The sequence below is a fragment of the Bacillus sp. z14 (2026) genome, from assembly GCF_058313575.1.
The window spans coordinates 179,196-204,202 of sequence record NZ_JBZFQK010000004.1 but is presented as its reverse complement, the minus strand read 5'-3'; the positions used below and the strand labels follow the sequence as shown (position 1 = coordinate 204,202).

22 protein-coding genes are annotated in these 25,007 nt (G+C 38.4%); 6 read left to right on the top strand and 16 right to left on the bottom strand.

Going from position 1 to position 25,007, the window contains the following annotated elements; all coding sequences use genetic code 11:
* Nucleotides 1-3: 3 nt before the first annotated feature.
* Together AC4G3O_RS14945 and AC4G3O_RS14940 are read left to right on the top strand one after the other, a co-directional pair.
* On the top strand, nucleotides 4-489 hold the full coding sequence (locus AC4G3O_RS14945) for a QueT transporter family protein (protein WP_066108019.1): 486 nt from the start codon (nucleotides 4-6) through the stop codon (nucleotides 487-489).
* Between the two features lie 156 nt (nucleotides 490-645).
* Complete coding sequence (locus AC4G3O_RS14940; protein ID WP_066108023.1) at nucleotides 646-1,080, top strand: ferritin-like domain-containing protein; 435 nt, start codon at nucleotides 646-648, stop codon at nucleotides 1,078-1,080.
* Nucleotides 1,081-1,161: 81 nt separating this feature from the next.
* Here the strand turns inward: AC4G3O_RS14940 and AC4G3O_RS14935 are convergent, their stop codons facing one another.
* The 12 genes from AC4G3O_RS14935 to AC4G3O_RS14880 form a co-directional block, all read right to left on the bottom strand.
* Nucleotides 1,162-1,869: a DUF4352 domain-containing protein gene (locus AC4G3O_RS14935; RefSeq protein WP_491136418.1), complete on the bottom strand. Its 708-nt coding sequence runs from the start codon at nucleotides 1,867-1,869 to the stop codon at nucleotides 1,162-1,164.
* A gap of 182 nt (nucleotides 1,870-2,051) precedes the next feature.
* The gene (locus tag AC4G3O_RS14930; protein WP_066108029.1) at nucleotides 2,052-2,852 is read right to left on the bottom strand and encodes a DUF368 domain-containing protein; all 801 of its coding nucleotides are present in this window, start codon (nucleotides 2,850-2,852) and stop codon (nucleotides 2,052-2,054) included.
* A gap of 221 nt (nucleotides 2,853-3,073) precedes the next feature.
* Nucleotides 3,074-4,054, bottom strand: coding sequence for a quinone oxidoreductase family protein (locus tag AC4G3O_RS14925; protein WP_491136417.1), 981 nt, complete (start codon nucleotides 4,052-4,054; stop codon nucleotides 3,074-3,076).
* A 19-nt stretch (nucleotides 4,055-4,073) separates the two neighbouring features.
* A complete protein-coding gene (locus AC4G3O_RS14920) occupies nucleotides 4,074-4,847 on the bottom strand; it encodes an enoyl-CoA hydratase/isomerase family protein (RefSeq protein ID WP_491136416.1) in 774 nt (257 codons plus the stop codon).
* Between the two features lie 20 nt (nucleotides 4,848-4,867).
* Entirely contained in the window at nucleotides 4,868-5,635 is a 768-nt protein-coding gene (locus AC4G3O_RS14915) for an SDR family NAD(P)-dependent oxidoreductase (protein ID WP_490996905.1), read from the bottom strand.
* Nucleotides 5,636-5,641: 6 nt separating this feature from the next.
* Nucleotides 5,642-6,388, bottom strand: a complete 747-nt coding sequence (locus AC4G3O_RS14910) for a 2-phosphosulfolactate phosphatase (protein WP_491136415.1) — start codon at nucleotides 6,386-6,388, stop codon at nucleotides 5,642-5,644.
* A gap of 1 nt (nucleotide 6,389) precedes the next feature.
* Nucleotides 6,390-7,460 carry a phosphotransferase family protein gene (locus AC4G3O_RS14905; protein ID WP_491136414.1) on the bottom strand — a complete coding sequence of 357 codons (1,071 nt, stop codon included), beginning with the start codon at nucleotides 7,458-7,460 and terminating at the stop codon, nucleotides 6,390-6,392.
* A 32-nt stretch (nucleotides 7,461-7,492) separates the two neighbouring features.
* The gene (locus tag AC4G3O_RS14900; RefSeq protein WP_139892680.1) at nucleotides 7,493-7,891 is read right to left on the bottom strand and encodes an acyl-CoA thioesterase; all 399 of its coding nucleotides are present in this window, start codon (nucleotides 7,889-7,891) and stop codon (nucleotides 7,493-7,495) included.
* A gap of 135 nt (nucleotides 7,892-8,026) precedes the next feature.
* A complete protein-coding gene (locus AC4G3O_RS14895; RefSeq protein ID WP_490553494.1) occupies nucleotides 8,027-8,596 on the bottom strand; it encodes a TetR/AcrR family transcriptional regulator in 570 nt (189 codons plus the stop codon).
* Nucleotides 8,597-8,632: 36 nt separating this feature from the next.
* Nucleotides 8,633-10,243 carry a long-chain-fatty-acid--CoA ligase gene (locus AC4G3O_RS14890; RefSeq protein WP_139892764.1) on the bottom strand — a complete coding sequence of 537 codons (1,611 nt, stop codon included), beginning with the start codon at nucleotides 10,241-10,243 and terminating at the stop codon, nucleotides 8,633-8,635.
* A 33-nt stretch (nucleotides 10,244-10,276) separates the two neighbouring features.
* Entirely contained in the window at nucleotides 10,277-11,056 is a 780-nt protein-coding gene (locus AC4G3O_RS14885) for an SDR family oxidoreductase (protein ID WP_139892681.1), read from the bottom strand.
* The gene (locus tag AC4G3O_RS14880; RefSeq protein ID WP_491136413.1) at nucleotides 11,034-12,281 is read right to left on the bottom strand and encodes an acyl-CoA dehydrogenase family protein; all 1,248 of its coding nucleotides are present in this window, start codon (nucleotides 12,279-12,281) and stop codon (nucleotides 11,034-11,036) included. The genes AC4G3O_RS14885 and AC4G3O_RS14880 overlap by 23 nt, the downstream gene beginning before the upstream one ends.
* Nucleotides 12,282-12,468: 187 nt before the next feature.
* On the opposite strand from AC4G3O_RS14880, the gene AC4G3O_RS14875 reads away from it, so the two are divergent.
* On the top strand, nucleotides 12,469-13,221 hold the full coding sequence (locus AC4G3O_RS14875; RefSeq protein ID WP_139892683.1) for a DUF975 family protein: 753 nt from the start codon (nucleotides 12,469-12,471) through the stop codon (nucleotides 13,219-13,221).
* A 104-nt stretch (nucleotides 13,222-13,325) separates the two neighbouring features.
* On the opposite strand, the gene brnQ is transcribed toward AC4G3O_RS14875, so the two are convergent.
* Both brnQ and AC4G3O_RS14865 read right to left on the bottom strand, forming a co-directional pair.
* Nucleotides 13,326-14,678 carry a branched-chain amino acid transport system II carrier protein gene (brnQ, locus tag AC4G3O_RS14870; protein ID WP_373925501.1) on the bottom strand — a complete coding sequence of 451 codons (1,353 nt, stop codon included), beginning with the start codon at nucleotides 14,676-14,678 and terminating at the stop codon, nucleotides 13,326-13,328.
* Nucleotides 14,679-15,061: 383 nt separating this feature from the next.
* Complete coding sequence (locus AC4G3O_RS14865; RefSeq protein ID WP_066108055.1) at nucleotides 15,062-15,754, bottom strand: GntR family transcriptional regulator; 693 nt, start codon at nucleotides 15,752-15,754, stop codon at nucleotides 15,062-15,064.
* A gap of 938 nt (nucleotides 15,755-16,692) precedes the next feature.
* On the opposite strand from AC4G3O_RS14865, the gene AC4G3O_RS14860 reads away from it, so the two are divergent.
* Entirely contained in the window at nucleotides 16,693-21,099 is a 4,407-nt protein-coding gene (locus AC4G3O_RS14860) for a S8 family serine peptidase (protein WP_491136412.1), read from the top strand.
* 143 nt (nucleotides 21,100-21,242) lie between these two features.
* Here the strand turns inward: AC4G3O_RS14860 and AC4G3O_RS14855 are convergent, their stop codons facing one another.
* Nucleotides 21,243-21,752 carry a GNAT family N-acetyltransferase gene (locus AC4G3O_RS14855; RefSeq protein WP_066108060.1) on the bottom strand — a complete coding sequence of 170 codons (510 nt, stop codon included), beginning with the start codon at nucleotides 21,750-21,752 and terminating at the stop codon, nucleotides 21,243-21,245.
* Between the two features lie 250 nt (nucleotides 21,753-22,002).
* A complete protein-coding gene (locus AC4G3O_RS14850) occupies nucleotides 22,003-22,698 on the bottom strand; it encodes a CPBP family intramembrane glutamic endopeptidase (RefSeq protein ID WP_066108063.1) in 696 nt (231 codons plus the stop codon).
* Nucleotides 22,699-22,785: 87 nt separating this feature from the next.
* Between AC4G3O_RS14850 and AC4G3O_RS14845 the strand changes: the two genes are divergently transcribed.
* Nucleotides 22,786-23,526: a MerR family transcriptional regulator gene (locus tag AC4G3O_RS14845; RefSeq protein WP_066108066.1), complete on the top strand. Its 741-nt coding sequence runs from the start codon at nucleotides 22,786-22,788 to the stop codon at nucleotides 23,524-23,526.
* 257 nt (nucleotides 23,527-23,783) lie between these two features.
* Nucleotides 23,784-24,968, top strand: a complete 1,185-nt coding sequence (locus AC4G3O_RS14840; RefSeq protein WP_066108069.1) for a M20 metallopeptidase family protein — start codon at nucleotides 23,784-23,786, stop codon at nucleotides 24,966-24,968.
* Nucleotides 24,969-25,007: the final 39 nt, after the last annotated feature.

Sequence of the window (25,007 nt, the reverse complement as noted above, 5' to 3'; positions counted from 1 at the left end):
AAAATGAATATTAGAACGCTTGCTGTAAATGGAGTTTTGGCAGCCTTATATATTGCTGTCACTATAATCGTACAGCCAATCGCATTTTCGAACATTCAGTTTCGAGTACCTGAAATGTTCAATCACTTGATTGTATTTAATAAAAAATACATGTATGGGATTGTGATAGGAGTATTTATCTCTAACCTCTTTTTCTCATCAATGGGTGCATATGATTTAATATTTGGTGTTGGCCAATCCATACTAGCATTAACAATCACCATTCTAACCTTCCGATTTGTCCGCAATATTTGGGCAAGGATGGCTATTAATACATTCGTTTTTACTTTTACCATGTTCTTAATTGCTATAGAGTTAAATATTGTTTTGAAACTTCCTTTCTGGTTTGCATGGGCAACAACCGCAGCTGGAGAATTAGCAGTCATGACAATTGGTGCTCCAATTATGTATGCTCTCAATAAACGTATTAATTTCTCAAAATTAATCTGACTTAATAATCCAAGCTTGGTCCTTTATCGGATCAGGCTTTTTATTATGTAAAAATATTCCCTGAACATTTCAAAATCCTGCCACAAAAAAAATGCTTAATATGTAGTAAAGTAGGGTACATTTGAATTATAGAATATAGAAGGAGTGGATTATAGAATGGAAAAAAAATTAAAAGAATTAATAGATGGTTTAAATGAAGATCTAGCAAACGAATATGCTGCATCAATCATGTATTCTAGCTATGCGGCAATGGTTTCTGGTTTATACAGACAAACACTGAAACCTTTCTTTGAAGGTGAAATAGCCGATGAACAGGGACATGCTTTATATCTTGCAGAAAAAATCAGTACATTGGGTGGAACACCAACTGTAACACCAGCAGAAGTTAAACAAACCACTGATGTTAAGGTAATGCTTGAATCTGCCTATCAGGCAGAAAAAGATACAATAGATCGCTACGAAACACGCAAGAAACAAGCTGAGGAATTAGGCTTAACTGAATTAGTTGTCAAACTAGAAGATCTTATCTCCGATGAAACAGGCCATATGGAAGAGATTGGCCGCATTCTTAGTGACTCCAGATTTGATTAATTCTTAACAATCTGCAACATGTTTAACACAGGGATAGAACCGTGATTCTGACAAGCAGAATTACGGTTCTTTTTATAGCTATTACTTCGGTAATGGGATTTCAAATTCTGTCTTTTTACCATTAAATAAATCTTTACCTTCACTGTTTAGGAATGGCCCAAACTCCAATTTTAAATTTCGTGTAATTAAGAACAAATCCTTGTCTATTAAAAAGACATGAAGCTTTTCACTAGATGTTCCGGCAGCAATTTCTCCTTGTTGGCTTGGCTCCAGATTTGTTTCTGGCAGATAGGTTATTTGATTATCGTTCCCTCTTAAAAAAGAACGAATGGATTTAAATATTAATGGTTGTTTGAAATTGTTCACAAGCTTTATTTTCATGGTAAGTATGATACGGTCTCTTTCATTTAAATCTTTGAACTTTGATTTAGTTTCCTCTGATGGGGTTATCTCAGCATACTGTATACTTTCTAACGTAATGATTACGTCTTCTATATTTTTAGTGTCATTCATTTTAAAATTTTCATATAGTATCTTTTTCACACCCATATTGCCAGAAGTAAATCGATCTTGATACACCTCAGAGGATACAGATGGCTCTTCTCCTTTTGATGCCACGCCATTTTTTGTTTCTTTATCTTCGGTACCTTCTTTATTATCAGTACTTACATCTTCTGTAGTTTGATTCTTTTTATTATCCTTATTTATCGTCTCTTCTTTTTCGCTTCCACATGCTGATACTCCTAAAATAAGACATGCCAAAAATATAAACCTCAGTCCCTTTTGCATTGATTCAACCTCCAATACTTTTTATTGTAAAATTGTAGTTAATCTATATATTTGCTTATGTCTTAATATTCTAAGCATAAACGCCATTTTCCTATCTATCCCACATAATTGTTTTAACAGTGCAGTCGAAACAAAATAAAAAAGGATTGTCAGTGACAATCCTTTTACTTTCTAGTCAATTATTACTTCGTAAAAATTTTCGTTACCAAAAGACCTGCCACAAAAGTTATACAACATAGCAGTATAGTACCTATTCCTGTTGGCAATCCAGGAACGATTACAAATATAGATCCAATAATCAACCCCATTATGACTGCAAACGTCATATGTGGATATGCCCTCAGTAAAAAGCTGATTGCTTTACTGCTCACAATAAAACCAACCACTGCTCCAGCCCCTACAAGTATAATAATTGTAAAGTTTAAATCTGATAAAGCAGAAATAACAGTTGAATAAACACCGAGCAATAATAATATAAACGAGCCACTAATACCTGGAAGCAGCATAGCCATACTTGCAAGCCAGCCGGAAAAGAATAATCCAAGCCCAGATAAAAGCGTTACATCAGATATAACAACAGATTCATTCGGCTTCAGGAAACCTAGTGCTGCCATCATGATCGCGACCAAAACGACAACCACAAAATGCTTTCCTGTAAAGTGTTTTTTCACCTCTGCCTGTCTTATAATAAATGGCAGTACACCGATGATTAACCCTACAAAAAAGAATTGTGTCGGTTCATGATGATGCTCTAGCAAATAATCAATCAATCGGCTAAACGTCAGTATAGTAAACCCCATACCGATTGCCAGTGGCAATAAAAAGCCCAGATACCTTCTCCAATCACGGCTAAAAAAGCCACTGATTGATAATAATAAGCGATCATAAATACCTAATATAAACGCTATGGTTCCTCCACTTACACCGGGAATTAAATCACTGATTCCCATTAACATACCACGATATATGTTTTTCCATTCCATTATCTTCAGTCCTTATTTTTTTATTTCACTATAATAGTTTACAAAATAAGAACTAGTAAAAACAATGGCACATAATACAAATTTAATGATGCTTCTTTACTTCACTATAATAGATATAAAACATATCAATATAGCAATATCAAATAATGTCACATTTATACTTACTCTTATTACAATAACAACCATGCTAGAACTGCATGCTTTGCGAGAATGTCATCACCTTAACGACGAACCTGGAGTAATACCTTTCCTATTGTCTTCCTCGATTGTAGCAACTCATGTACCTTCGCTGCTTCCTCAATCGGATGGACTTCACCTATTATTAATTTTAATTTTCCCTCTTCTAAGAAAGAAAAAAGATCACGCATGCTCGGCAACAGCAATTCTGGTTTTTTCATAATTTGTGGAAGAAAGAATCCAATGACCGACTGGTTTCTCGCCATTAAGGATGAGGGGTGCATGACGGCCTGTTCTCCGCTTGCGACACCATATATTACTAATCTTCCGAACGTAGCTAAACATTTCAGTGTATCTTTAAAGACGTTTCCACCTGCCATTTCGAGCGCAACATTGACTCCACGGCCGTTTGTCGCTTCCAGCACGTCTTTATACCAGCCTTCTTTTGTATAGTTGATACAAACATCAGCTCCCAGAGAACGTGCAAGCTCCAGCTTTTCTTCTGTGCTGGCAGTTGCAATTACTTTACCGGCGCCCATTAATTTAGCCAATTGGACTGCTAAAGTCCCAACTCCTCCAGCTGCCGCATGAACGAGAACGGTTTCACCCTCTTGCAACTGCCCCATTGTTTTTAAAATATGATAGGCACTCAACCCTTGTAGCGGGAGGGAGACTGCTACTTCTAAATCCAATTCTTCTTTCAGGAGAATCACGGACCGAGCGTCTGCTACAGCATACTCAGCATATCCTCCAGATTCAATCAGCGTGACCACTCTTGCTCCAATATTTACGTTCGTCACTTCTGAGCCAGTTTCGACTACAATCCCGGCAACTTCTGCTCCTGGTACAAAAGGGAGCTTGGTTGGTACAACATATTGGCCTTCGCGTCTGGCAGTATCTGCATAATTCACACCAACTACATGTATTTCAATTAATACTTCATGTGGACCAGGTTTCGGCCTATCTAATTCGACCATTTTTAATACTTCTGGTCCTCCGTACTCAGTAAATTGAATGGCTTTCATAATACATACTCCCTTTCTCTTATTTGCCAGTAAACTGCGGCTTTCTTTTTTCCTTAAATGCAGATACACCTTCTTGATGATCCTCCGTGGCTATCATCATCGTTTGAGTGATGCGTTCTCTCTCCAGGACATCTTCGAGAGTGGCCGTAAAAGAATAATCAATCAGTTTTTTCATTTGCCCATATGCTTTTCCTGGACCATAGGATAGCATAGTCGCATATTGAATCGCTTCATCACGCAAAGCTTCTAAAGGTACAAGTTTATTAATAACCCCAAGTTCATATAAACGTTCTGCTGGTATCGGTTCAGCTGAAAAGAAGAATTGTTTTGCTAAGTGCGGACCAACTAAGCGTGGAAGGAAATAGGAACCTCCTGCATCCGAAATAAGGCCAACCTTTGAAAAACTTAAAGCGAACTTACTCCCCTCAGCGGCCACAATCAAATCACAGGCAAGCGCCAAATTAAAACCGGCCCCTGCCGCAAAACCATGTACCGCAGCAATAATAGGAGTTTCAATCTCCTTCATCGTTAAAATACACTCATTTATGACTCCTAAATACTCGTAGGTAGTAGCTGCTGATTTGGCTCCCATCGTTTTTACATCTCCGCCGGCACTAAACGCCCGGCCTGCTCCGTTTAAAATAATCACTTTCACATTAGGATTTTTATCAGCTTTTTTTAATTCACTAATTAGTCCTGTTATCATTTCCGGACTAAAAGCATTCAAGCTTTCAGGTCTATTTAATGTTAATACTAATACTGAACCTATTTCTTTTATTAATAAGTGTTCCATCATCCATCTCCCTTTCTCTTTTAAGTGATCATCCATCCCCCATCGACCAGTACATCTGTACCAGTCATGTATGAAGCTTCACTCGATGCTAAAAAGGCAATAACATTGGCTATTTCCTCACTGGTTCCTACTCTTTTCAATGCTGTGTTGCGTTCTATTGATTTCACAAACCGTTCATTCGTTAAAGACCATTCTGTCAACGGTGTTTCAACAAATCCAGGTGATACGGAGTTTGCACGGATACCATATGGTGCCATTTCAAAAGCAAGTGCCTTCGTAAAATTCAACACAGCTGCTTTTGCAGAACTATAATGAGGTATATGAGCAGCAGCTTTATGGCCTGATAGACTCGCTATATTAACAAATGCCCTATTACCTCCACGGTTAGCTTGCTCCATCATAAACTTTCCAAGTATTTTTGAAACCAAAAACACACTCTTCAAATTCACTTCCTGAACGATATCCCAAGCCTCTACGGCCGTATCCATTATTTTTGATTGCACTGAACCACCTGCATTATTGATGACCACATGCAAGTCCATAAAATGATCCTCAATAAAATCTAACAACGCTGTTACTTCCTCTTCTTTCGTAACGTCGGCCGCAAAACAGGTTGCCTGGATATGATGGCTTTGATTATTAATTTCATCAACAACGCTTTCAAGCTTTTCTAAGGTTCTTCCAACTAGAATGACATTTGCCCCTTCTTTCGCCAAACGCAGAGCGGTGGCCTTTCCAATCCCGCTGCCACCCCCAGTGATCACGGCAACTTGTTCTTGAAATCGCATCGCATCCTATGCCTCCTTTTTTACCGTTAATACAACGCGATTATTTTTAAACACAGGAACAATCTCATAACATCCACTAGTACTTGATAACAGAAGGTCTTCCTTTAATCCATATTTGGTTAATAGCAATCCAACTCTGGATGCTGCCAGGACTGAGTACGGATTTGATGAATGGCTGTCATAAAAAGCCAATGCAGCTTTTCCAGCGTCATTCAGCTCAATCTCTTGTTTGGTTCTACAGGTTATATTTGCAATTAAATGGCCGGCACCATAGAAATCCTCTAGGCTAAATTCTCCTGAATTTCCTGAACAAATCACGACAATAGTTTCATCCTTGCTACTTTTCAGTAGCGCCTGTGCCACGGCAGCATTATTAAGCAAGGAGGATATATACACTAGATTTGCATGTGCCGCTTTATGTAGAGCTACTGTGCCGTTAGTAGTAGAAAGAATCAATGTTTTACCATGGATACGCGTGCTAATTTCAACCGGTCCTGGATAAAAAAATCCATCGATTGGTTCTGCATGTAATTCCCCAGCCATCAAGGCTTGTCCGTTCTCAAATTGTCTGCTTACTTTAATAGCTTCGTCCGGATTAAGAACGGGAATAACCTCTGTTGCTCCATTCTGCAATGCTGTTACAATCGTGGTTGTGGCCAAAAGAATATCCAGTACAACAGCTATCTTGTTACCTGAGGACAGTTTTTCCTTTGAAATATCTTCCTTGGTCAGCAGGACATGAACTTTCAGCATCTTATTGATTCCTTGTAAGTAAATAAGCATGCTCAATCAATGTTTTTACATACTTATCAAAGCTGGCAAATCTCGGATCCTTTGTTTGGCCATTATGATAACGATAGTAGATTTGCTGACAAATCCCCGCTAATTTGAAATAGGCAAATGTTAAATAGAAATTCATATTGGAGACATCACGGCCGCTTTGTCTTGCATATTCTGAAATAAATTGTTCCCTTGTATAAAATCCATCTCGAATCGTAACAGATGGCTTCCCCAGTCCTTTCTTCAATACTTCAGAATCGTCCCCCTCTGCCCAATAGCTCATAGCTACTCCAAGATCTGCGAGCGGATCCCCAACCGTCGTCATTTCCCAATCAAATAGACCGACCATTTCCGTCCCATCCTCATTAAACATCGCATTGTTCAATTTATAGTCATAATGAATAATTGAAGCATCACATGAAGCTGGAATGTGGTCTACTAACCATTTCTCTAATTCTTGTATATGTGGAATATCATCTGTTTTTGCTCGTTCATAACGTGCTATCCATCCATTTGTCTGTCTTTCCATAAAGCCATCAGGCTTACTGATTTCCTTCAATCTAGTCTCCTGATAGGAAATGCTATGAAGCTGAACAAGCCGTGCTACCATTTCCTTTGATAAATTTTGAAAGAGTTCACGGGAAGGTTTAATGCCTTCAGGAACAGAAGTATCAAATATAAAACCTTGCTTTCGTTCCATAATAAAAAACGGACTCCCAACAACATGTTCATCATCTGAGTAAAGGATTGGTTTTGGAGCCGGACTGAAAAGAGGATATACTTCTGAGAGGATGCTGTATTCCCTTTGCATATCATGGGCTTTTGGAGCTACAGGCCCTAGCGGCGGTTTCCTTAAAACAGCTTCCCATGTGCCTATTTTCAATTGATAGGTTAAATTTGAATGACCTGCCGAGAATTGTTCAATTTCCAGGTTTCCTTCTGGCAAATCGCTAATCTTACTCCGCAGAAATGATTCAAGTACATGCTGGTGCAATTCTTCTCCATTTCGTACGGGAATCGTATCTTTACTAACTCCTTGGTTCATGTCTACCTCACCTCTTTCAAAAATCGGACTCATTAAACAGCTTCGACCAGCCTCAACAGTTTCTCTTTTAGCATTTCAGGAATCGGTTCACTTTCCTGTTTGTCAAAATTAAACTGAACAAGGATAGCAGTCCCTTTGGCAATTGGGTTACCGGTTTGAGCACAGTAAATATCATGTTCAAGCTGAAAGCTCTTTGTCCCCACTCTGGATACAGTCGTGTTAATTTTTAATATTTGATCAAAATAGGCTTGAGAGAGGAAATCACATTTAGTCGAGGCCAAAATGAATGACCAATTTCTTATTTTTAAATCCAGTTCCATTTCCTTCAAAAAATGAAGACGAGCTTCCTCCAAATAGATGAAATAACTTGTATTATTCACATGACCAAGTGCATCTGTTTCCGAAAAACGGACGGTTACCATTGATTCCATAGCGGCCTCCTTTTACCCATTTACAGTATCCATGCTATATTTATACCCTGCTTATGCCTCGGAGGATATTCGTAATCTATACACCGACCAGCTCCAATTAAGCAATTTTATTCAAAAAAAGGGAGTCGTGATTTCCTACTCCCCTTTTTCAATTCCTTTCATGATCATCTCTACAAACATGTCTGCTAATTCATGTTCAGAAATAACTCCTTCAGGGTTAAACCACTGATAGCTCCAGTTCAAAATTCCAAGAATACCAAATGTAACAATGGTAGGATTTAAATCTGAACGTAGCTCTCCTGTCTTCATTCCCTGCTTAATTAAATCTTCAATATTAAATCGAAATTGATCACGCTTTGGCAAAATCTCTTCCAGCTTATCATCGGATAATAGTTTCATTTCCCGGAAGAACACCTTTGCACTTAAACCTTGGGTTCGAATATCACTCACTAGTAAATACGCTATATCGTGTATTTTTTGTCTACAGGTTTTCCTCAAGGTATTTAGGATCGCTTCCTGTCTTTCAATTAATCCATTAATATAATCGAGATGAATATTCATCAATAATTCTTCTTTACTTGCAAAATAGTAATAAAAGGTTCCCTTTGTAACTCCCAAAGAATCAACAATATCCTGTATGGATGTTTCTGCAAAACCCTTTTGTTCAAATAAAGAAATGCTGGTGTTCTTAATTTTTTGTTTCATCATCAAGACCCCAGTTCGTGTGTATTCATGTCACCCTTACTTTGTTTTGACTTCTTCCCTCAGAGCCCGGCGAAGTATTTTTCCGACATTTGTTTTTGGTAATTCATCACGGAATTCTACTATTGTCGGCACTCGATAGGCCGCCATATTATTTTTACAGTATTCTATAATCTCTTTATCCGTAGCTGACTCATTCGCTTTTAATACTAAAATTGCTTTGACTGTTTCTCCGCGATACTCATCCGGAACTCCAATTACAACAGCTTCCTGTACGGATGGATGTTCATACAGGACTTCTTCTACATCACGAGGGTAGATATTATAACCGCTTGCAATGATTAGATCCTTTTTACGGTCAACAATCGTTAGATATCCATCTTCATCTATCCTGGCAATATCCCCTGTATACAGCCATCCATTGCGGAGAGCAACGGCCGTTTCTTCAGGCATATTCCAGTAACCTTTCATAATCTGCGGACCTTTGACAATTAATTCTCCCAGTTCGCCAACCGGGACCTCCTCCACCCCTGTAGCTACATCCACGATTTTACAATCTGTAGATGGGAAGGCAATTCCGACTGTTCCAGGTTTACGAACACCAAAATCCGGATTACAATGCGTAACGGGCGATGCTTCCGAAAGACCATAACCCTCCAAAATCTTAGAATCCGTTTTTGATTCATATTCCTTCATTAATTCCATAGGCATAGGAGCACTTCCGCTATTGGAAATTTTTATGCTATCAATCCCATATTCCTTTGCTTTAGGATGAGCGTTGATCGCGACGTACATGGTTGGTACACCAGGGAATATAGTTGGCTTCTCCTGTTTTATAGTTTGAAGGACCTCTTCTAAATCAAAACGGGGTAGCAATATGTTTTCACTCGCCATTAATATGCAATTATTCATACAGGCTGTCATACCAAATACGTGGAATAATGGGATGACAGTCAGATACCGTTCCTGACCTTTCTTTACTATCTGCTTATAAAATTCCTTTGTTTGATAGATATTGGCCACTAAATTACGATGAGTGAGCATGGCTCCTTTCGATCTCCCCGTAGTGCCACCTGTATATTGGAGCACAGCAACATCATGGCTCGGATCAATAACTACTGGCTCTACTGGCATGACGGTTTCAGAGATAAATCGCTCAAATGTCCAATCATCTCCAAATTCCGCCCCGGATGGCTGCAGGCTTACTACAATAATATTTTTGAGATTCGTAGTAGATTGAACCGCTTTAACAGTTTGATAGAATGCATCCATGACAACAATCGTTTCAGCATCGGAATCCTGCAATATATATTCCAGTTCTCTAGCTACTAACATGGGGTTGATTTGAGTGACAATTCCTCCCATCGATAGGGCTCCATAATAGGCAATCACATACTGAGGACAGTTTGGCAGCATTATTGCCACCCTATCACCCTTTTTAACATCATTATTCTGAAGTGCTGCGGCGAAGCGATTGGATGTCCCTAAAAGTTCCTGATAGGTCATTTTTCTTCCAAAAAAAGATAGGGCATTGTTTGTGGGGTAATGGATTGTCGTTTCATGAAGAATGTCTGGCAGTGATTTGTTCGGTATTTCGATTTCAGATGCAATACCTTCCGGATATTGCGTAAGCCAAGCTTTCTTTTTCATATTTTCCATAGTCAAATCTCCTTCATCTTTTATTTAAACCATGGCGTGTTTTCCGCCATCAACTACCAATACCTCACCTGTTATATAATTGGATGCAGCAGAGGCTAGGAATAAAGCAACTCCCTTGAGGTCTTCATCATTTCCAAGCCTTCCAAGCGGTGTCATATATTCAATTGCATCTTTTCCGCGTTCGAGTAAGACCTGAGACATTTTGGTTGGGAAAAAACCAGGTGCGATTGCATTAACATGAATATTATGTTTCCCCCATTTCACTGCCAAATCCTTTGTTAAAGTAAGGACAGCTCCTTTGCTGGCATTGTACCCAACAGTATCCATCATGTCAGCTTGAGTTCCACCGAGCCCCGCAACTGAAGCAATATTGATTATTTTTCCTCGCTTCTGTTCCATCATCACCTTTCCCACTGCCTGGGACATCAGGAAGGTACCTGTCAAATTAGTATTGATAACCTTATTCCAGGCTTCAAGCGGCATATCCAATGCAGAAGCTCCCCATGAGGCACCGCTATTGTTGACAAGAATATCAATATCTTCAAATTTATCTAGTGTTTCTGAGACGACACTATGAATATCTTCCGCATTCGTGATATCACATTTTAAGGCCAAGGTTTCAACTCCATATTCTTTATTCAGATGATCTGCTACCTCGGTGCAAGCCTCAATCTTGCGTGAACATAGAACAATATTTGCTCCCGCTTCTGCCAAACCCTGTGCAATATGGGCTCCAAGCCCACGTCCGCCTCCTGTGATAATCGCTGTCTTACCGGTTAAATCAAACATTTGTAAAACGTTCATGATCAGCTTGTTCCTCCCCTAGATATTTTTTAAGCTCTAGCTTGGCAATCTGTGCACGGTGAACTTCATCGGGTCCATCAGCTAATCGCAATGTTCTTGCATTTGCCCAATGAGCTGCCAAAGGATAATCCTCTGAAACTCCTGCTGCTCCAAGTCCCTGTATAGCCCTGTCGATAACCTTCAAAGCCATATTTGGAGCAACGACTTTGATCATCGCAATCTCGGCCTTCGCTTTTTTGTTCCCAACCGTATCCATCATGTAAGCTGCTTTTAAAGTTAATAATCTTGCCTGCTCAATTTCAATTCTTGAATTTGCAATCCACTCTTTTATTACCCCTTGATTAGATAGCGGCTGCCCAAAGGCAGTTCTTGTTTGAATGCGCTTACATAATATTTCTAGTGAACGCTCTGCTGCCCCAATCAGCCTCATACAATGATGAATCCTTCCTGGACCCAGCCTTCCCTGTGCTATCGCAAATCCCTTTCCCTCTCCCCAAATTATGTTCTCAGCGGGTACTTTAACGTTTTCATATGTAATTTCTCCATGTCCATGAGGGGCATGATCATAACCAAAAACAGGAAGCATTCTTTCGATTTTTACTCCTTTTGAATCAAGAGGTACAAGAATCATAGATTGCTGTTCATGCCGATCTGCCATTTTGTTCGTCTTCCCCATCACAATTGCAATTTTACATCTTGGATCTCCTGCGCCTGAAGACCACCACTTGCGGCCATTGATGATATAGCCATCTCCATCTTTTTCAATACTTGCTTCAATATTCGTAGCATCTGATGAAGCGACATCTGGCTCGGTCATTGAAAAACAGGAACGTATTTCACCAGCTAATAAAGGCTTAAGCCATTCCTCTTTCTGTTCAGCAGTCCCATACCTTTCTAATACTTCCATATTACCTGTGTCAGGAGCACTGCAATTAAACATTTCAGGGCCGATTAATGAGCGTCCCATTATTTCACATAAAGGTGCATATTCCAAATTGGTCAGACCAGCACCATATTCACTCTCAGGCAGAAATAAATTCCAAAGCCCTGCATTTTTAGCTTTTGATTTTAAGTCTTCCATAACCGGAGGCACCTGACTCCACCGTGATTCTTGCTCATTTAACTGAACCTCATATAATCCTTCATTAGGATATACATACTCATTCATAAAATCACTTAACTGTCTCTCCAAGTCAATCACCTTACTCGAATAGGAAAAATCCATTCCTTCACTCCTTTCACATACTGACCGGTAGGTATTGTTAATTACTCCCAATTATACTTGATGCTCTTTTAAATTCCAACTAATTATCCAAAAATTACAAATACTTATATAGTTTTACAAATTCAGTCAGATTATATTATTCTTATAAATAGTAATAAACACACAGGAAGAAGGAAAGAGTTGTAAAATGAATATCAAACTGATTAAAAACACAGCCAAACAAAAATTAACTGGCTACTGGGGAATTGCGATAGGAGTTTTTTTCATAACTCTCCTTGTTAGCAGAGTTGCTGAATCATTTCTTTTTATTCTTGCATTTTTCTTTATATCAAGCCCATTGGCTGTAGGATATCAATGGTTCCACTTAGCCATAAAGAGGCAGCAAAATCCTTCTATTGAAACACTATTTGATGGTTTTAAATTGAACTATTTCAGGAATGCCTTAACAAACTTTTTAATCTTTTTATTTACCTTACTCTGGTCAGTTTTATTAATTATACCCGGCATCATTAAAGCGTTAGCCTATTCTATGACTTTATTTATCTTGCGTGACCGTTCCGATTTAACCGCTCTTCAAGCGATTACAGAAAGCCGACGAATCATGAATGGTAAAAAGAAAGATTTATTTGTACTATACCTATCTTTTTTACCATGGTTTATTATCCCTATCGTATTAATTTTTATCGGAATCGTATCTATTGCTATTGGTGCTGATACTGTAAATGATGGAGTATATTTAAGCGGCATGGCAAGCCTGATTATCGGGTATATCACAATCTTTGGTATTGCTATATACCTTGCACCTTTTATAACTACTTCATTAGCTGTCTTCTATGATGATTATGTAAAGCCATCAGAAGGATCTCTTATACAGAATCCACTGCCTTCTACTCATAATTCTGCTGCCGATCATATCGACCTTGCTAAGCGTGTAGAATAAAAGATAATTCCAGCTCCATCATAGAGCCGGGATTATTTTCTTTATTGGTAAAAAAGTAAATTATAAAAGCCAGCGGTGTCTCACGCTGGCTTTACATGTACTAACTAGTCTTTCTGCATATCTGGAACTTCATTCATTATGGGAGCAGACTGTCTCATCATACCAATCGGATAACCAATAATAGCGCCCAATATGGCTGGTGCAATCCATCCTAATCCCACGGAGTAAAGCGGTAAATAAGCAAATAAATTATTGATTGCTTCTATTTGCAGACCCGCTGCATTAAAACCATCAAACAAACTAACAATAAAGGTTAATGCCAAACTGCAAATATATACTTCTGAAAAACCTTTAAATACATTGTGCATGAATGTAAGGAAAATCAAGCATATAGCCAAAGGATAAATAGCTGTCAGGACAGGTACTGAAATAGCCACTAAGTCGGCAAGTCCCACATTGGCAACTAATGCACTGAATACCGATAAAACAATAGCATATGTTTTATAGGACCATCTCGGAGCCAATGTATTAAAGTAGGCCGCACAAGCCGTCACAAGACCGATACTAGTCGTTAAACACGCTGCAATAACAGCAAGTCCTAAAATTAATCTTCCATAAGAACCAAAATAATAATGAGATGCTGCTGCTAATATCGCACCCCCATTATCAAATGCACCAATCTCTTCCACACCGGTAGCACCTAAATATGCTAGCCCTGCATAGATTACCGCAAGTAAACCGGCTGCAATGAAAGCAGATTTCATAACACTTGTCATCATTTCTTTTTTGCCATGAATCCCTGTTGAACGAACTGCATTAATAATGATAATTCCAAATACGAAGGATGCCAATGTATCCATTGTTAGGTAACCTTCCTGGAAACCCTTAAAGAATGCGTTTTCTGTATATTGTTCAGCCGGAGCTGTCAGGCTTCCCATTGGATTAAACAAAGCTGCTAGAATCAATAAAGCGATAAAAAATAATAATATTGGTGTTAACATTTTACCAACTATATCTATAATTTTTCCTGGTTTTAATGCAAAGAAACAAGTAATAGCAAAAAAGATTACAGTGAAAAGCGCCATTGCTACTGTGCTATTCATATCACCGATTAAAGGTTTAACACCAATTTCATATGAAACCGTTCCTGTCCTCGGCATCGCAAATAAAGGCCCGATTGCTAAGTAAAGAACTGTAGTAAATATAATAGCAAACATTGGGTGTACACGTTTAGCCATCGTATATAAATCGCTTTGGCCAGAATACCCAATTGCCAATACTCCTAACAGAGGCAATCCCACCCCAGTTATGATGAAGCCAAATGTAGCTTCCCAAACATTTGACCCTGACATTTGTCCCATTAATACTGGGAATATTAGATTTCCAGCCCCAAAAAATAAGGCAAAGAGCATAAAGCCAATCGCTAGTGTTGTAGATTTACTCTTCATATTACCCAATTAAAACCCTCCGTTTCTATCTGGTTGAACATTTTAAATTTTCTAATAATTCTAACATCTTTTAATATAACATTACCCATTTTAACACACTTGTCAAGATTATTCAGACATTTCGCCCTATTTCTCAACTTTCCCACTTTTCTTCTAACATTCACCGTTTTTCCTATATCGGTGATTATAGTAACTGTCCTCTATATTTGCAAGGGTATTAGAGAAACTAAAGTAACGGTAAATTTTATCAATCTATTATATTTAAAGGGGGGAAAACGTACATACATCCAATTTAAGTTTATATTACCCTTTTAAACAGTAAAAACCCTTATTCCATGAATAAGGGCTGATCGAATAATCCAATATACCATTGATGATAAGGACATATGAGATTATTCTACAAAGTATTCAGCATATTGGCTATCCGGTTCCAGCAAACTATTCCAATATTTCTCTGGTCCTAATATATGGTGACTAACAGCCTCATCTATTTGATCAACTTTTTTATTTTCAATAATATCAATAATGTTTTTATGTTGTTTAATAATATCTGTATAATCATATTCGATTTCAGATAGCAATCGGATTCGATTATAATGTGTACTTAACCGATTTATTGCATCCCAGATATGATCTTTTTCCTGATCTTTATAAAATAGGGAGTGGAATTCCTGATCCAATTCATGAAAAGTTCTTTCCATTCCTTTTTTTCCTATAAAATTTTCTTGTAAACTGATAACTTTCTTTAACTCTAATAATGTTTCATCAGAAATAGATTCGCAGGCTAACTTAAGAACCTCTTTTTCTAGTACAGAGCGCATAAAGGCCGCCTCTTTAACCAATTTATAATCAATTTTTGATATGTATGAACCGACCTGCGGCCATACTTCAACCAAATGTTCCTCTTTTAATTTTCCGATTACCTCCCTGATTGGAGTACGAGAAATCCTTAATTCATTAGCCAGCTCAATTTCACTGATTGCTTGTCCTGGTTTTAATTCTAGAGACATAATGCCATTCTTAATAATTCTGTACGAATAATGTTTATTATTTTCTCCAGGTAATTTGGGTGTCACTGTTAACATCATGATTTCTCCCTTATATAAAGCGTATAAATATTCTCTACCAACATCAGCATGTAGCCAGTATACATGTTTTATTTAATTATCATCAAATTTCATTAATTTTTCAAGCAATTCAAAATAAAAAAGCTGAAGGGCCTTGGTCAGGAGCGAGGAGCATAAGACAAATACTCGGAGGGAGGTGCTTTCCCTCCCGCAGAGTATTTGCTTATGTCCCGAGCTCCTAGGCCCTGAAGCTAGATTGAATAAAAAGCTGAAACGACTGCATCAAGGAACAAAGACTAAATACGCCACATCCTGTGGCAACGTCTTTGTGACCAACATCCTGTTGGCCTCCGACAAGCATAAGACAAAAGCACATAAACCATATTCTACATCAGTTATGTCAGTATCCTCTAAATATCCTGCTATAGTTCGACATCTTCCAACAATAAACATAGCCTATTTCTTTATCTAAATAAATTAAAACTACCGATTCTGAATATTTTTCTGGGATAAAGGTGAGAGTTGGATTCACCTTATTTCATATAAGTAACAAAATATCCCACCTTAATCCCCAGTCTTTTTTTGAATAAGACAAAGAAAGACTAGTAATTAAATAGCTTAATAAGTCAGATGGCTTATTTTTATTATAATAGTATATTAAAATTCTTCCTCCCTCCTTTTTCATACAACTATCTCCATATGAAATCAGGTATAAGTATATTCTTTTCTAATCATTTCCTAATTAGAATGACACCTACAGCTGTAGCCAAACTACATCCAATGATTCATTTTCAATTTCCATAGTATACTTGCGACATTTAGTGACAGCATTTGTTTACTTCAATTCGTTATGGTAGAAATATCAGCAGGATTACATAATTCGATATTACTTAACAGGGAGGTGAAAAAATACTTGGCATATTGGCAATTTAATAATCTAGTATAGGGAGGAATACTTGTTGAAAACAAAGAGAAAAAAACTGTCGTCACTCATTCTAACATCTATGCTCATTCCATCATTGCTCTTAACTACAGGATTTACGTCTTCACCATCTTCTACTGCTTCCTCAGAATCCATCCATAGTTCAGCAAAATCTACGATTATACAGAATAGCAGTAACAAAATCTCCAAAGATCTTCAAAATGAGTTTAAGGAAGAAGAAAAAGTCACCTTCTTAATTAAACTTAAAGAGCAGGTCGACACTGCCAAGGTAGCAAAAGAAGCTACTGCTACTGCGAAAAAACAAAAGCTTTCATCAGCCAAGACGACCTTGACTAAACGATCTTCCATCGTTACAAATCTTCGCGCAACTGCTGAAGAAACTCAGCATGAGCTAAAAAACTATTTAGAGAAACAAGAAAAAGCCGGTAAGGTTAAAGATATTCAATCCTTCTACATCGTTAATGGCATGGCTGTTACGGCTACAAAAGAAGTCATGGAACAAATTGCCGCATTTCCTGAAGTAGAAAAAATTTCACCGAATGAAACTGTACACCTTATAGAACCCGTTAAACAATCCAAAGCTGAAAAGCCATTAATCGAGTCTAATATTAAAGAGAAACCGTCCAAAATAGAGACAAAGGCAGAAGCCTCCTCAATTGAATGGAATATTGATAAAATCAGCGCTCCTCAAACATGGGCAATGGGAATAGATGGAGCTGGAACAGTCATTGCCAGCATAGATACTGGTGTGCAATGGGATCATCCTACCCTAAAGACAAAATACCGTGGGTACAACCCGGCTGATCCGGACAACCCGAACCATGAATTCAGCTGGTTTGACGCTACTTCTACAAACAGCTCATCAGCATTTGACGATAACGGTCATGGTACCCATACAATTGGAACAATGGTTGGATCAGAACCAAATGGTGCTAACCAGATTGGTGTAGCCCCTGGCGCTAAATTCATTGCTGTTAAAGCATTAAATGCAGCTGGCAGTGGGACTCAAGCTGATTTACTAGAAGCCGGTGAGTACGTTTTAGCGCCTAAGGACGCGAATGGTACTCCACATCCTGAATATGCACCTGATGTCGTAAACAACTCATGGGGTGGCGCAGCAGGATTAAATGAATGGTACCGTCCGATGGTTCAAGCATGGAAAAATGCAGATATCTTTCCTGAATTTTCTGCAGGAAATAGCGGACCAGGAGCAGGAACTGTAAATGCTCCATCCAATTATCCTGAATCTTATGCAACTGCCGCAACAGATCTCAATAATGCTTTGGCAAGCTTTTCTTCAAGGGGACCTTCTCCATATGAAGGCGTCATAAAACCAAATATAGCAGCACCAGGTGTAAATATTCGCTCAGCTATACCTGGAAACGGTTATGCTTCCTATAATGGAACATCAATGGCCGGGCCTCATGTGTCTGCAGTAGTTGCCCTGCTTAGACAAGCTGATTCAAGCTTAACGGTTGATCAAATGGAAGAGATTATGGAATTAACAGCAACACCATTAACTGACAGCGCTTATCCAGAGTCACCTAACTATGGATATGGTCACGGTTTGGTAAATGCTTTTGATGCTGTCTCTTCAGTTGTTAGTGGTTTAGGAAAAATTAAAGGAACTGTCTCCAAGGATGGTGATGATACTCAAGCACCTGAAATTGAAACAGAGCCTGTGACTACTTCTTATAAAGAAATGGACCTTCCTCTTAGCGCAAGCGCTACGGACGATGTATCCGTAACATCTGTCGTTTTGAAATATAAAAAAGCAGATGGCAGCTGGACTGAAGTCGCTGCGGAACGTGTAAGCGGAGATTATAAATCCGGTGAATACGAAGCAACCATACCTGGTGCTGATTTAACCGGTGATTCAACAGAATACCAATTTATCGCATATGACTTTGGAGGCAATTCAAAAGAAACAGCTGTTTATCCAGTAGAATTACTTCCGGGTATTACAGTTGGCTATGAAACAGATTTTGAACAAAACCCAATCGGATGGACATCTTACGGTACAAATAATTCATGGGAATGGGGAGTACCAACAACAGGCCCTGGCGCTGCATTCTCTGGTGAAAAGGTATATGCAACTAACCTGACAGGAAACTATGCAAACAGCTCTAATATGAGCCTGGAAATGCCACCAATTGATCTTCCTGAAGGAGCCAGCTACTTACAGTTCAAACAATGGTTTGATTTAGAAAGAAACTATGACTTTGGGCATGTATTTATTTCTACTGATGGTACCAACTGGACACAGGCAGCTCGTTTCAACCAAACATCCGATGGTTGGATTGATGGCGAAGTCGACTTAAGCGAATATGCAGGACAACGTATCTATATTTCCTTCAATGTTACAACTGATGGATCTGTCCAGAAAGCTGGATGGTATTTGGATGATGTCAAATTATCGGCAACTCCTATCCAACCTTCGTCAAAAGCTAAACATGGTGTGAAGAAAGATACAAAAGCTACTGATACTAAAATCAAAGATACAAAAGCTAAAGACCCTAAAGACGACAAAAAAGCAGCAAAAGAAAAAGTAGACGCAGCAAAAATCAAACCAATATCTGAAAAAGATAGTTCAAAAAATGAAAAACCTAGCAATGAAAAACCGGGACCACTACTTTTACCAATTCAAGCAGAGGTAACCGTTCTTGAAACTGGCCGTTCTGTTTACACAAACCCACAGGATGGATCCTATGAATTAACGCACGCAACAGGTGATTACACTGTTCAAGCAGAAACATATGGATTCCAATCTCAAACACAAACAGTACATGTTGAAGATGATGGAGTTGCTACCGCAAACTTTACACTACAGGAAATTCCTAAAGGTACTGTCAGCGGTACAATTACAAATAAAGTAACAGGAGATCCTGTTGCAGGCGCCACAGTTTACCTTGTGGAGGATGCTGCCATTACTCCTGTGACTACAAATGAAGATGGCGAGTATTCCATTACTGCATATGAGGGTACCTACACACTAAAATTTGTTGCACCATCCTACTACAGTTCCGAAACAACTGTAACCATTGAAGCTGGCGAACCTGTCGTTAAAAATGTTGAGTTACGTCCATTCATTGGCTATGCAGGTGAAATTAAGTATGATGATGGAACAGCTGAAAATGCCAGAGCCTACAACGCTGCAGGCAATAGCTGGGCTGTTAAAATGTCCCTTAAAGAAGGGGAAGACCAAGCTCTAGTAACTGGTGCGCTTCTTCGCTTCTGGGATACGGAATGGCCAGTCCCAGGCGGTACTGAATTCCAAGTATCCGTTTATGATGCCAGTGGTGCAAATGGCGGTCCTGGTACTAAATTGGCAGGTCCTTTCAACGAGACAGCTTTACGTGACGGCACTTGGACACATGTTGACCTTGCTGAACACGGCATCATGGTAGAAGGTGACTTCTTCATTGTCTATACACAAACAAAAGCAAATCCTAATGCACCTGGCTTGGCAACTGATGAGGACGGTCCAAATGCTAAACGCAGCTGGCAAGGTGTAAGCGGTGCATGGTCTCAATCACCAGAGGCTGAAGGAAACTACATGATCCGTGCGACCGTCAACTATGAATTACAAGTACCATCCATCACTTCTCCTAAAGATGGAGCATTTACGAATAAAAAATCTGTGACAGTTGAGGGTAAATCTTCTCCTGAAACAACCATTGATTTATTCAATGATGGAGAACAAACTGCTACTACGGAAACGAATGCAAGTGGCGACTTCTCAGTTGCAGTCGAGTTGAAAAATGGTGCAAATACACTGACTGCTAAAGCAAAAACTGATGTCGGTTCAACAGACCCATCTGAACCAGTTACGATTACACTTGATCAGGATAAACCTGAACTGACTATTACTTCACCGACAGATGGTTCTAAAACAAATAAAGAAACCGTTACAGTTACAGGAACAATTGCTGATGCCAATCTGGATTGGGTTAAAGTAAATGGTCAAACTGCAACTGTAAGCGACGGGAAATTCAGCAAGCGTATCCTTCTTGATGAAGGTATAAATGAGATTACTGTTCAAGCTAAGGATAAAGCAGGCAACAGCATTAAAAAGATCATCACAATTGATGCCAATTATACGGCACCTGAACTTTCCAACATACTTCCTGCTGAGGACAAAGTATTGGAAAGCGGCGATTCTGTCAAAATCGAATTTGATAGTGAACCTGGGCTAGACGCTACCTTCTCAATCCTTGCTCCAGTCACAAACCTTGGCGTCTCAAATGCACTTGAGCTTCCAATGCGTGAGACATCGGAAGGACACTATGTCGGCTACTATACTGCCACTAAAAATATCAAAGCAAACGGGGCAGCCGTTCAAGTAACCGCAGAAGATGACTATGGCAATAAAACGATTGAAAGAGCGGAAGGATTATTATATATTAACGCTCCGCAGTAAACGATTAAAGCACAAGTGCCGATGCACTTGTGCTTTTCTTTTTTGAGCAGTTCTAAAATAGTTTATACTTAAACTGATGATTAAGATATAAAACACAATCTTATTTTTCATATACATTCTTCCCTTTTCATCAAAAATTACAGTTATATCTTACGAACATATCTTAATGAGATATAGTTTTCTTCCTTGGTATTTCCGTATCCTCTTTGTTCATTATTGAAAATGAATCCTCTTGCTTCATAGAAAGGAATTCCTTTTTGATTTCCCTTTGCTACAGATACCCATTGCTCAGTTGCATGAAATTCCTCTTTTTGTTGTTTTGTAAGAACATCTAATAACCTTGTCCCAATTCCTTCATTACGTCTATTGGGGTTAAGATATAAGACAAAGACCTCCCCAGAAGTCTTATCGATCATACCGCCTCCAATTGCCCCAATGACTTTGTTCTCCTCAACAGCAACAAAATAGCCACCCCATTCTACCCCAGTTTCACTTACTTCCTTCAGAATTCTTTCATGATTATAAAACTCTTTTATAACTCTCTTAATATATTCTTCAGATCGTAATTCGTTATAAGTTGCCCAGTACCCATCACTGCATACTTTCGCAATCCCCTCAACATGACTTGCATTCGCTTTTAAAATATTAACCACTTTCCACACCTCCAATTTCCCCTGTTCCGAAGATTCCCTCTACAAATTCGAGCTTTTACTACCATTTATAATTCAACATAAAAAGGTATTAATCCTTTTTGAATGAATACCATTCATCTCACCTGTTGATATATCCCTATGAATCTAAATTAATTGTTCAATATCGCCTCAAATGGCCATTACTTAATAGTATCAGCTTTGGAAACCTGGATAATTACACGGTATCTTTCAACTCTCGGGAGCAACCTCCTTAACTGAAGCTTGTCAGCAGAACCATAATCCCATTAGTCAAACCGTGAATGATAACCGCTGGCCAAATTGAATTAGTTCGTTCATATGCCAGCGCAAAAATGATACCACTGAAGAAATTTACTGGCATCACATTATAGGTCGGAATATGTACGATCGTAAAAATGATTGAACTAAGTAAAATGGCTCCAACAAATCCTATCCGTGTACGCAGCCAGCGATATAAAAATCCTCGATAAAAGATTTCTTCATATATTGGAGATATAATAGCTGCGGAGATAAAAGCAATTAAAAAGGTGAATAAAGTTACATTTTGCTGTAAAGCCTCTGTTTTGTTATTCTCCCACGAATTACCTATAAGACTAGTAAACAAGATTATAATCACCGAACCAACTAATAAAATAGTTGAATACAGAATAATAAGCTTCCAAACTTTCACATTAAATGATTTTATCCCTACCTCGTTCCAAGATAATTTTTTCGGATTAAGAGCAATATAATAAACACCTGAAATTAAAATAATGGCTATTATTAGTCCAATTAATGTCCCTGAATATAAATCATTCTCGAGCCAATTGGTAATAATTGGTTTAAATATCAATTTCACAAAACCAATTACAAACACAAATTCCAAAAGGATTAATAATATGAATTCCTTTAGCCCCCAATCATCTTGTTCTTTCCAGTTCATTTTCATCCGATAGCCCTCTCCCTATATATGGTATAATCCAACTATATTAGATGACGTTACGTCACCTGCAAGTTTTTTTCAGGAGGAAATGAAATGAAACAATGGACGACAGGAGAGGTAGCTAAGCAGCGAAATATATCCGTTCGCACCCTGCGTTATTATGATCAGATTAATTTGCTTACCCCTAGTTATAAAGCAGATAACGGGAGGAGATCTTATTCAGAAGATGATTTATTCAAACTTGAAAAAATCATTATTCTCAAATCCCTTTCACTTCCGTTAGAAACTATTCGCGATATATTAGACAGTCTATCCTTCCAACAAATTCTCATCTCACACTACAATTATCTACAAGATCAACTCACGAATATTCAAACAAGCATTTCTAATACTACATCATTAATTAATATGAGCGAGCTGCAAGAATCCTTATCATGGGAAGATGTTTTAAAACTGGTTCAAAATTCACAAAATAACTCAAAAAAATGGATTGATTACTTCCATCAGGATGAAAAGCTACTTTTACAGAAATCCATACCAAATCTAAGCAGCAATGATAAAACAACGCAACAGTATATGTTCTTACTAAAACAAATTGAGTATTGTATTCAAAACAAAGTTAAACCCGAATCTGAAATAGGAGCCCAAATTGCTTCTGATTTAATTAAACTATCAAATGATACATTTCAAGGGAATGAGGAATTAATGAATCAGTTTTGGGAAATCAGAAAAAAACCCGCAGAAGAAACAGGCTTATACCCAATTCCTAATCATGTACTAGAATTTGCAGAACGATGCATTGCTTATTTAACAGATTTAGAGACTAGCCATTAGATTTGTCTCCCTCGCTTGTTTATTCAAGGCTTAGAGTAAACTCTATTTGCTATGCTGATAATTAATCTATGTTATTTTCGGCTTTTATATATAAAGTTAATCAAATCTAGAGACTCTTTAGATCTCTATTTATTTTCTTAACCCCTTTACTAAATTTATGAACTTTATTCCAATTTATATTGAAGAACGGTAATATAAACTGCCTGCAATGCACAAAATACGAAGAAACAAACTATGAAGGCATGCAGGAGGTATGTATGAATCAATTCTTAGAAAATGCACGGGCTATGAAAGAGGAATTAATCAAATATAGAAGAGAAATTCATCAAAATCCTGAAGTAGGCGACCATCTTCCTCAAACCACGAAATACGTAATGGAGAAGTTAAAGGAATTTGGCTATGAACCAAAAGAAATCTGTGAAAGTGGGATTGTAGCACTGGCAGGGAAACCTGATGCAAAAAAAACATTTCTTTTGCGGGCTGATATGGATGCTCTGCCGATTAAAGAGGAGACAGATTACCCGTTTAAAGCAACAAATGGAAATATGCACGCCTGTGGGCATGATATGCACACAACTATGCTACTAGGAGCTGCCAAATTATTAAAACAATATGAGAACGAACTAGAAGGATCCGTTAAGCTCGTATTTCAGCCAAATGAAGAAGGCTTCAAGGGCGCAAAATTAATGTTGAAGTCGGGCGTTTTGGAGAATCCAAAAGTGGATGCAGCAATGGCCTTACATGTACATTCCGGTACACCAACTAATACGGTATTATATGGGCTTGGAACCGCAATCGCAGGTTGTACAATCTTTAGAATTACTGTTAAAGGTGTCGGGTGTCACGGAGCCATGCCTGAAACCGGCGTTGACCCAATTAATATTGCAGCGCATATCTATACCTCCATCCATGAAATCATAGCAAGAGAAATCTCAGCAACCGAATCGGTGGTTATCACGATTGGAAAGTTTCAGGCAGGAAGTACACATAATGTAATCCCTGACCAAGCCATCTTAGAAGGTACGATTCGTTACTTAAATGTGGATTTAGGAGATTTCATTTACAAAAGGATGGAGAAAATAGTAACATCAACAGCTGAAATGTTTAGAGGTGAAGCTAAAATAGAGATTGTTGCATCTGTTCCGCCCTTAACGAATGATAAAGACTTGGCCAATCAATTGTCCTCTTATGTGAGTGATGTAGTCGGTAAACAATCTGTCATCTCTTTTGAAGGCGGAGGCATGGGTTCTGAAGATTTCGCTTCGTACTGTTATGAAGTACCTACCGTTTATTTTTTGCTGGGAGCCGGCACAAAAGAAGAGGACCCTCATTATGGACTTCCCATGCACCATCCACAGGTAGTTTTTAATGAAGATATCCTACCAACCGGTGCCGCCATGCATGCTTATACGGCAATGATGTGGTTAAAAGCGCATCAATAGAGAACGCAGTAAGAGTGTGGCAAAGTTCTTTAAACGATG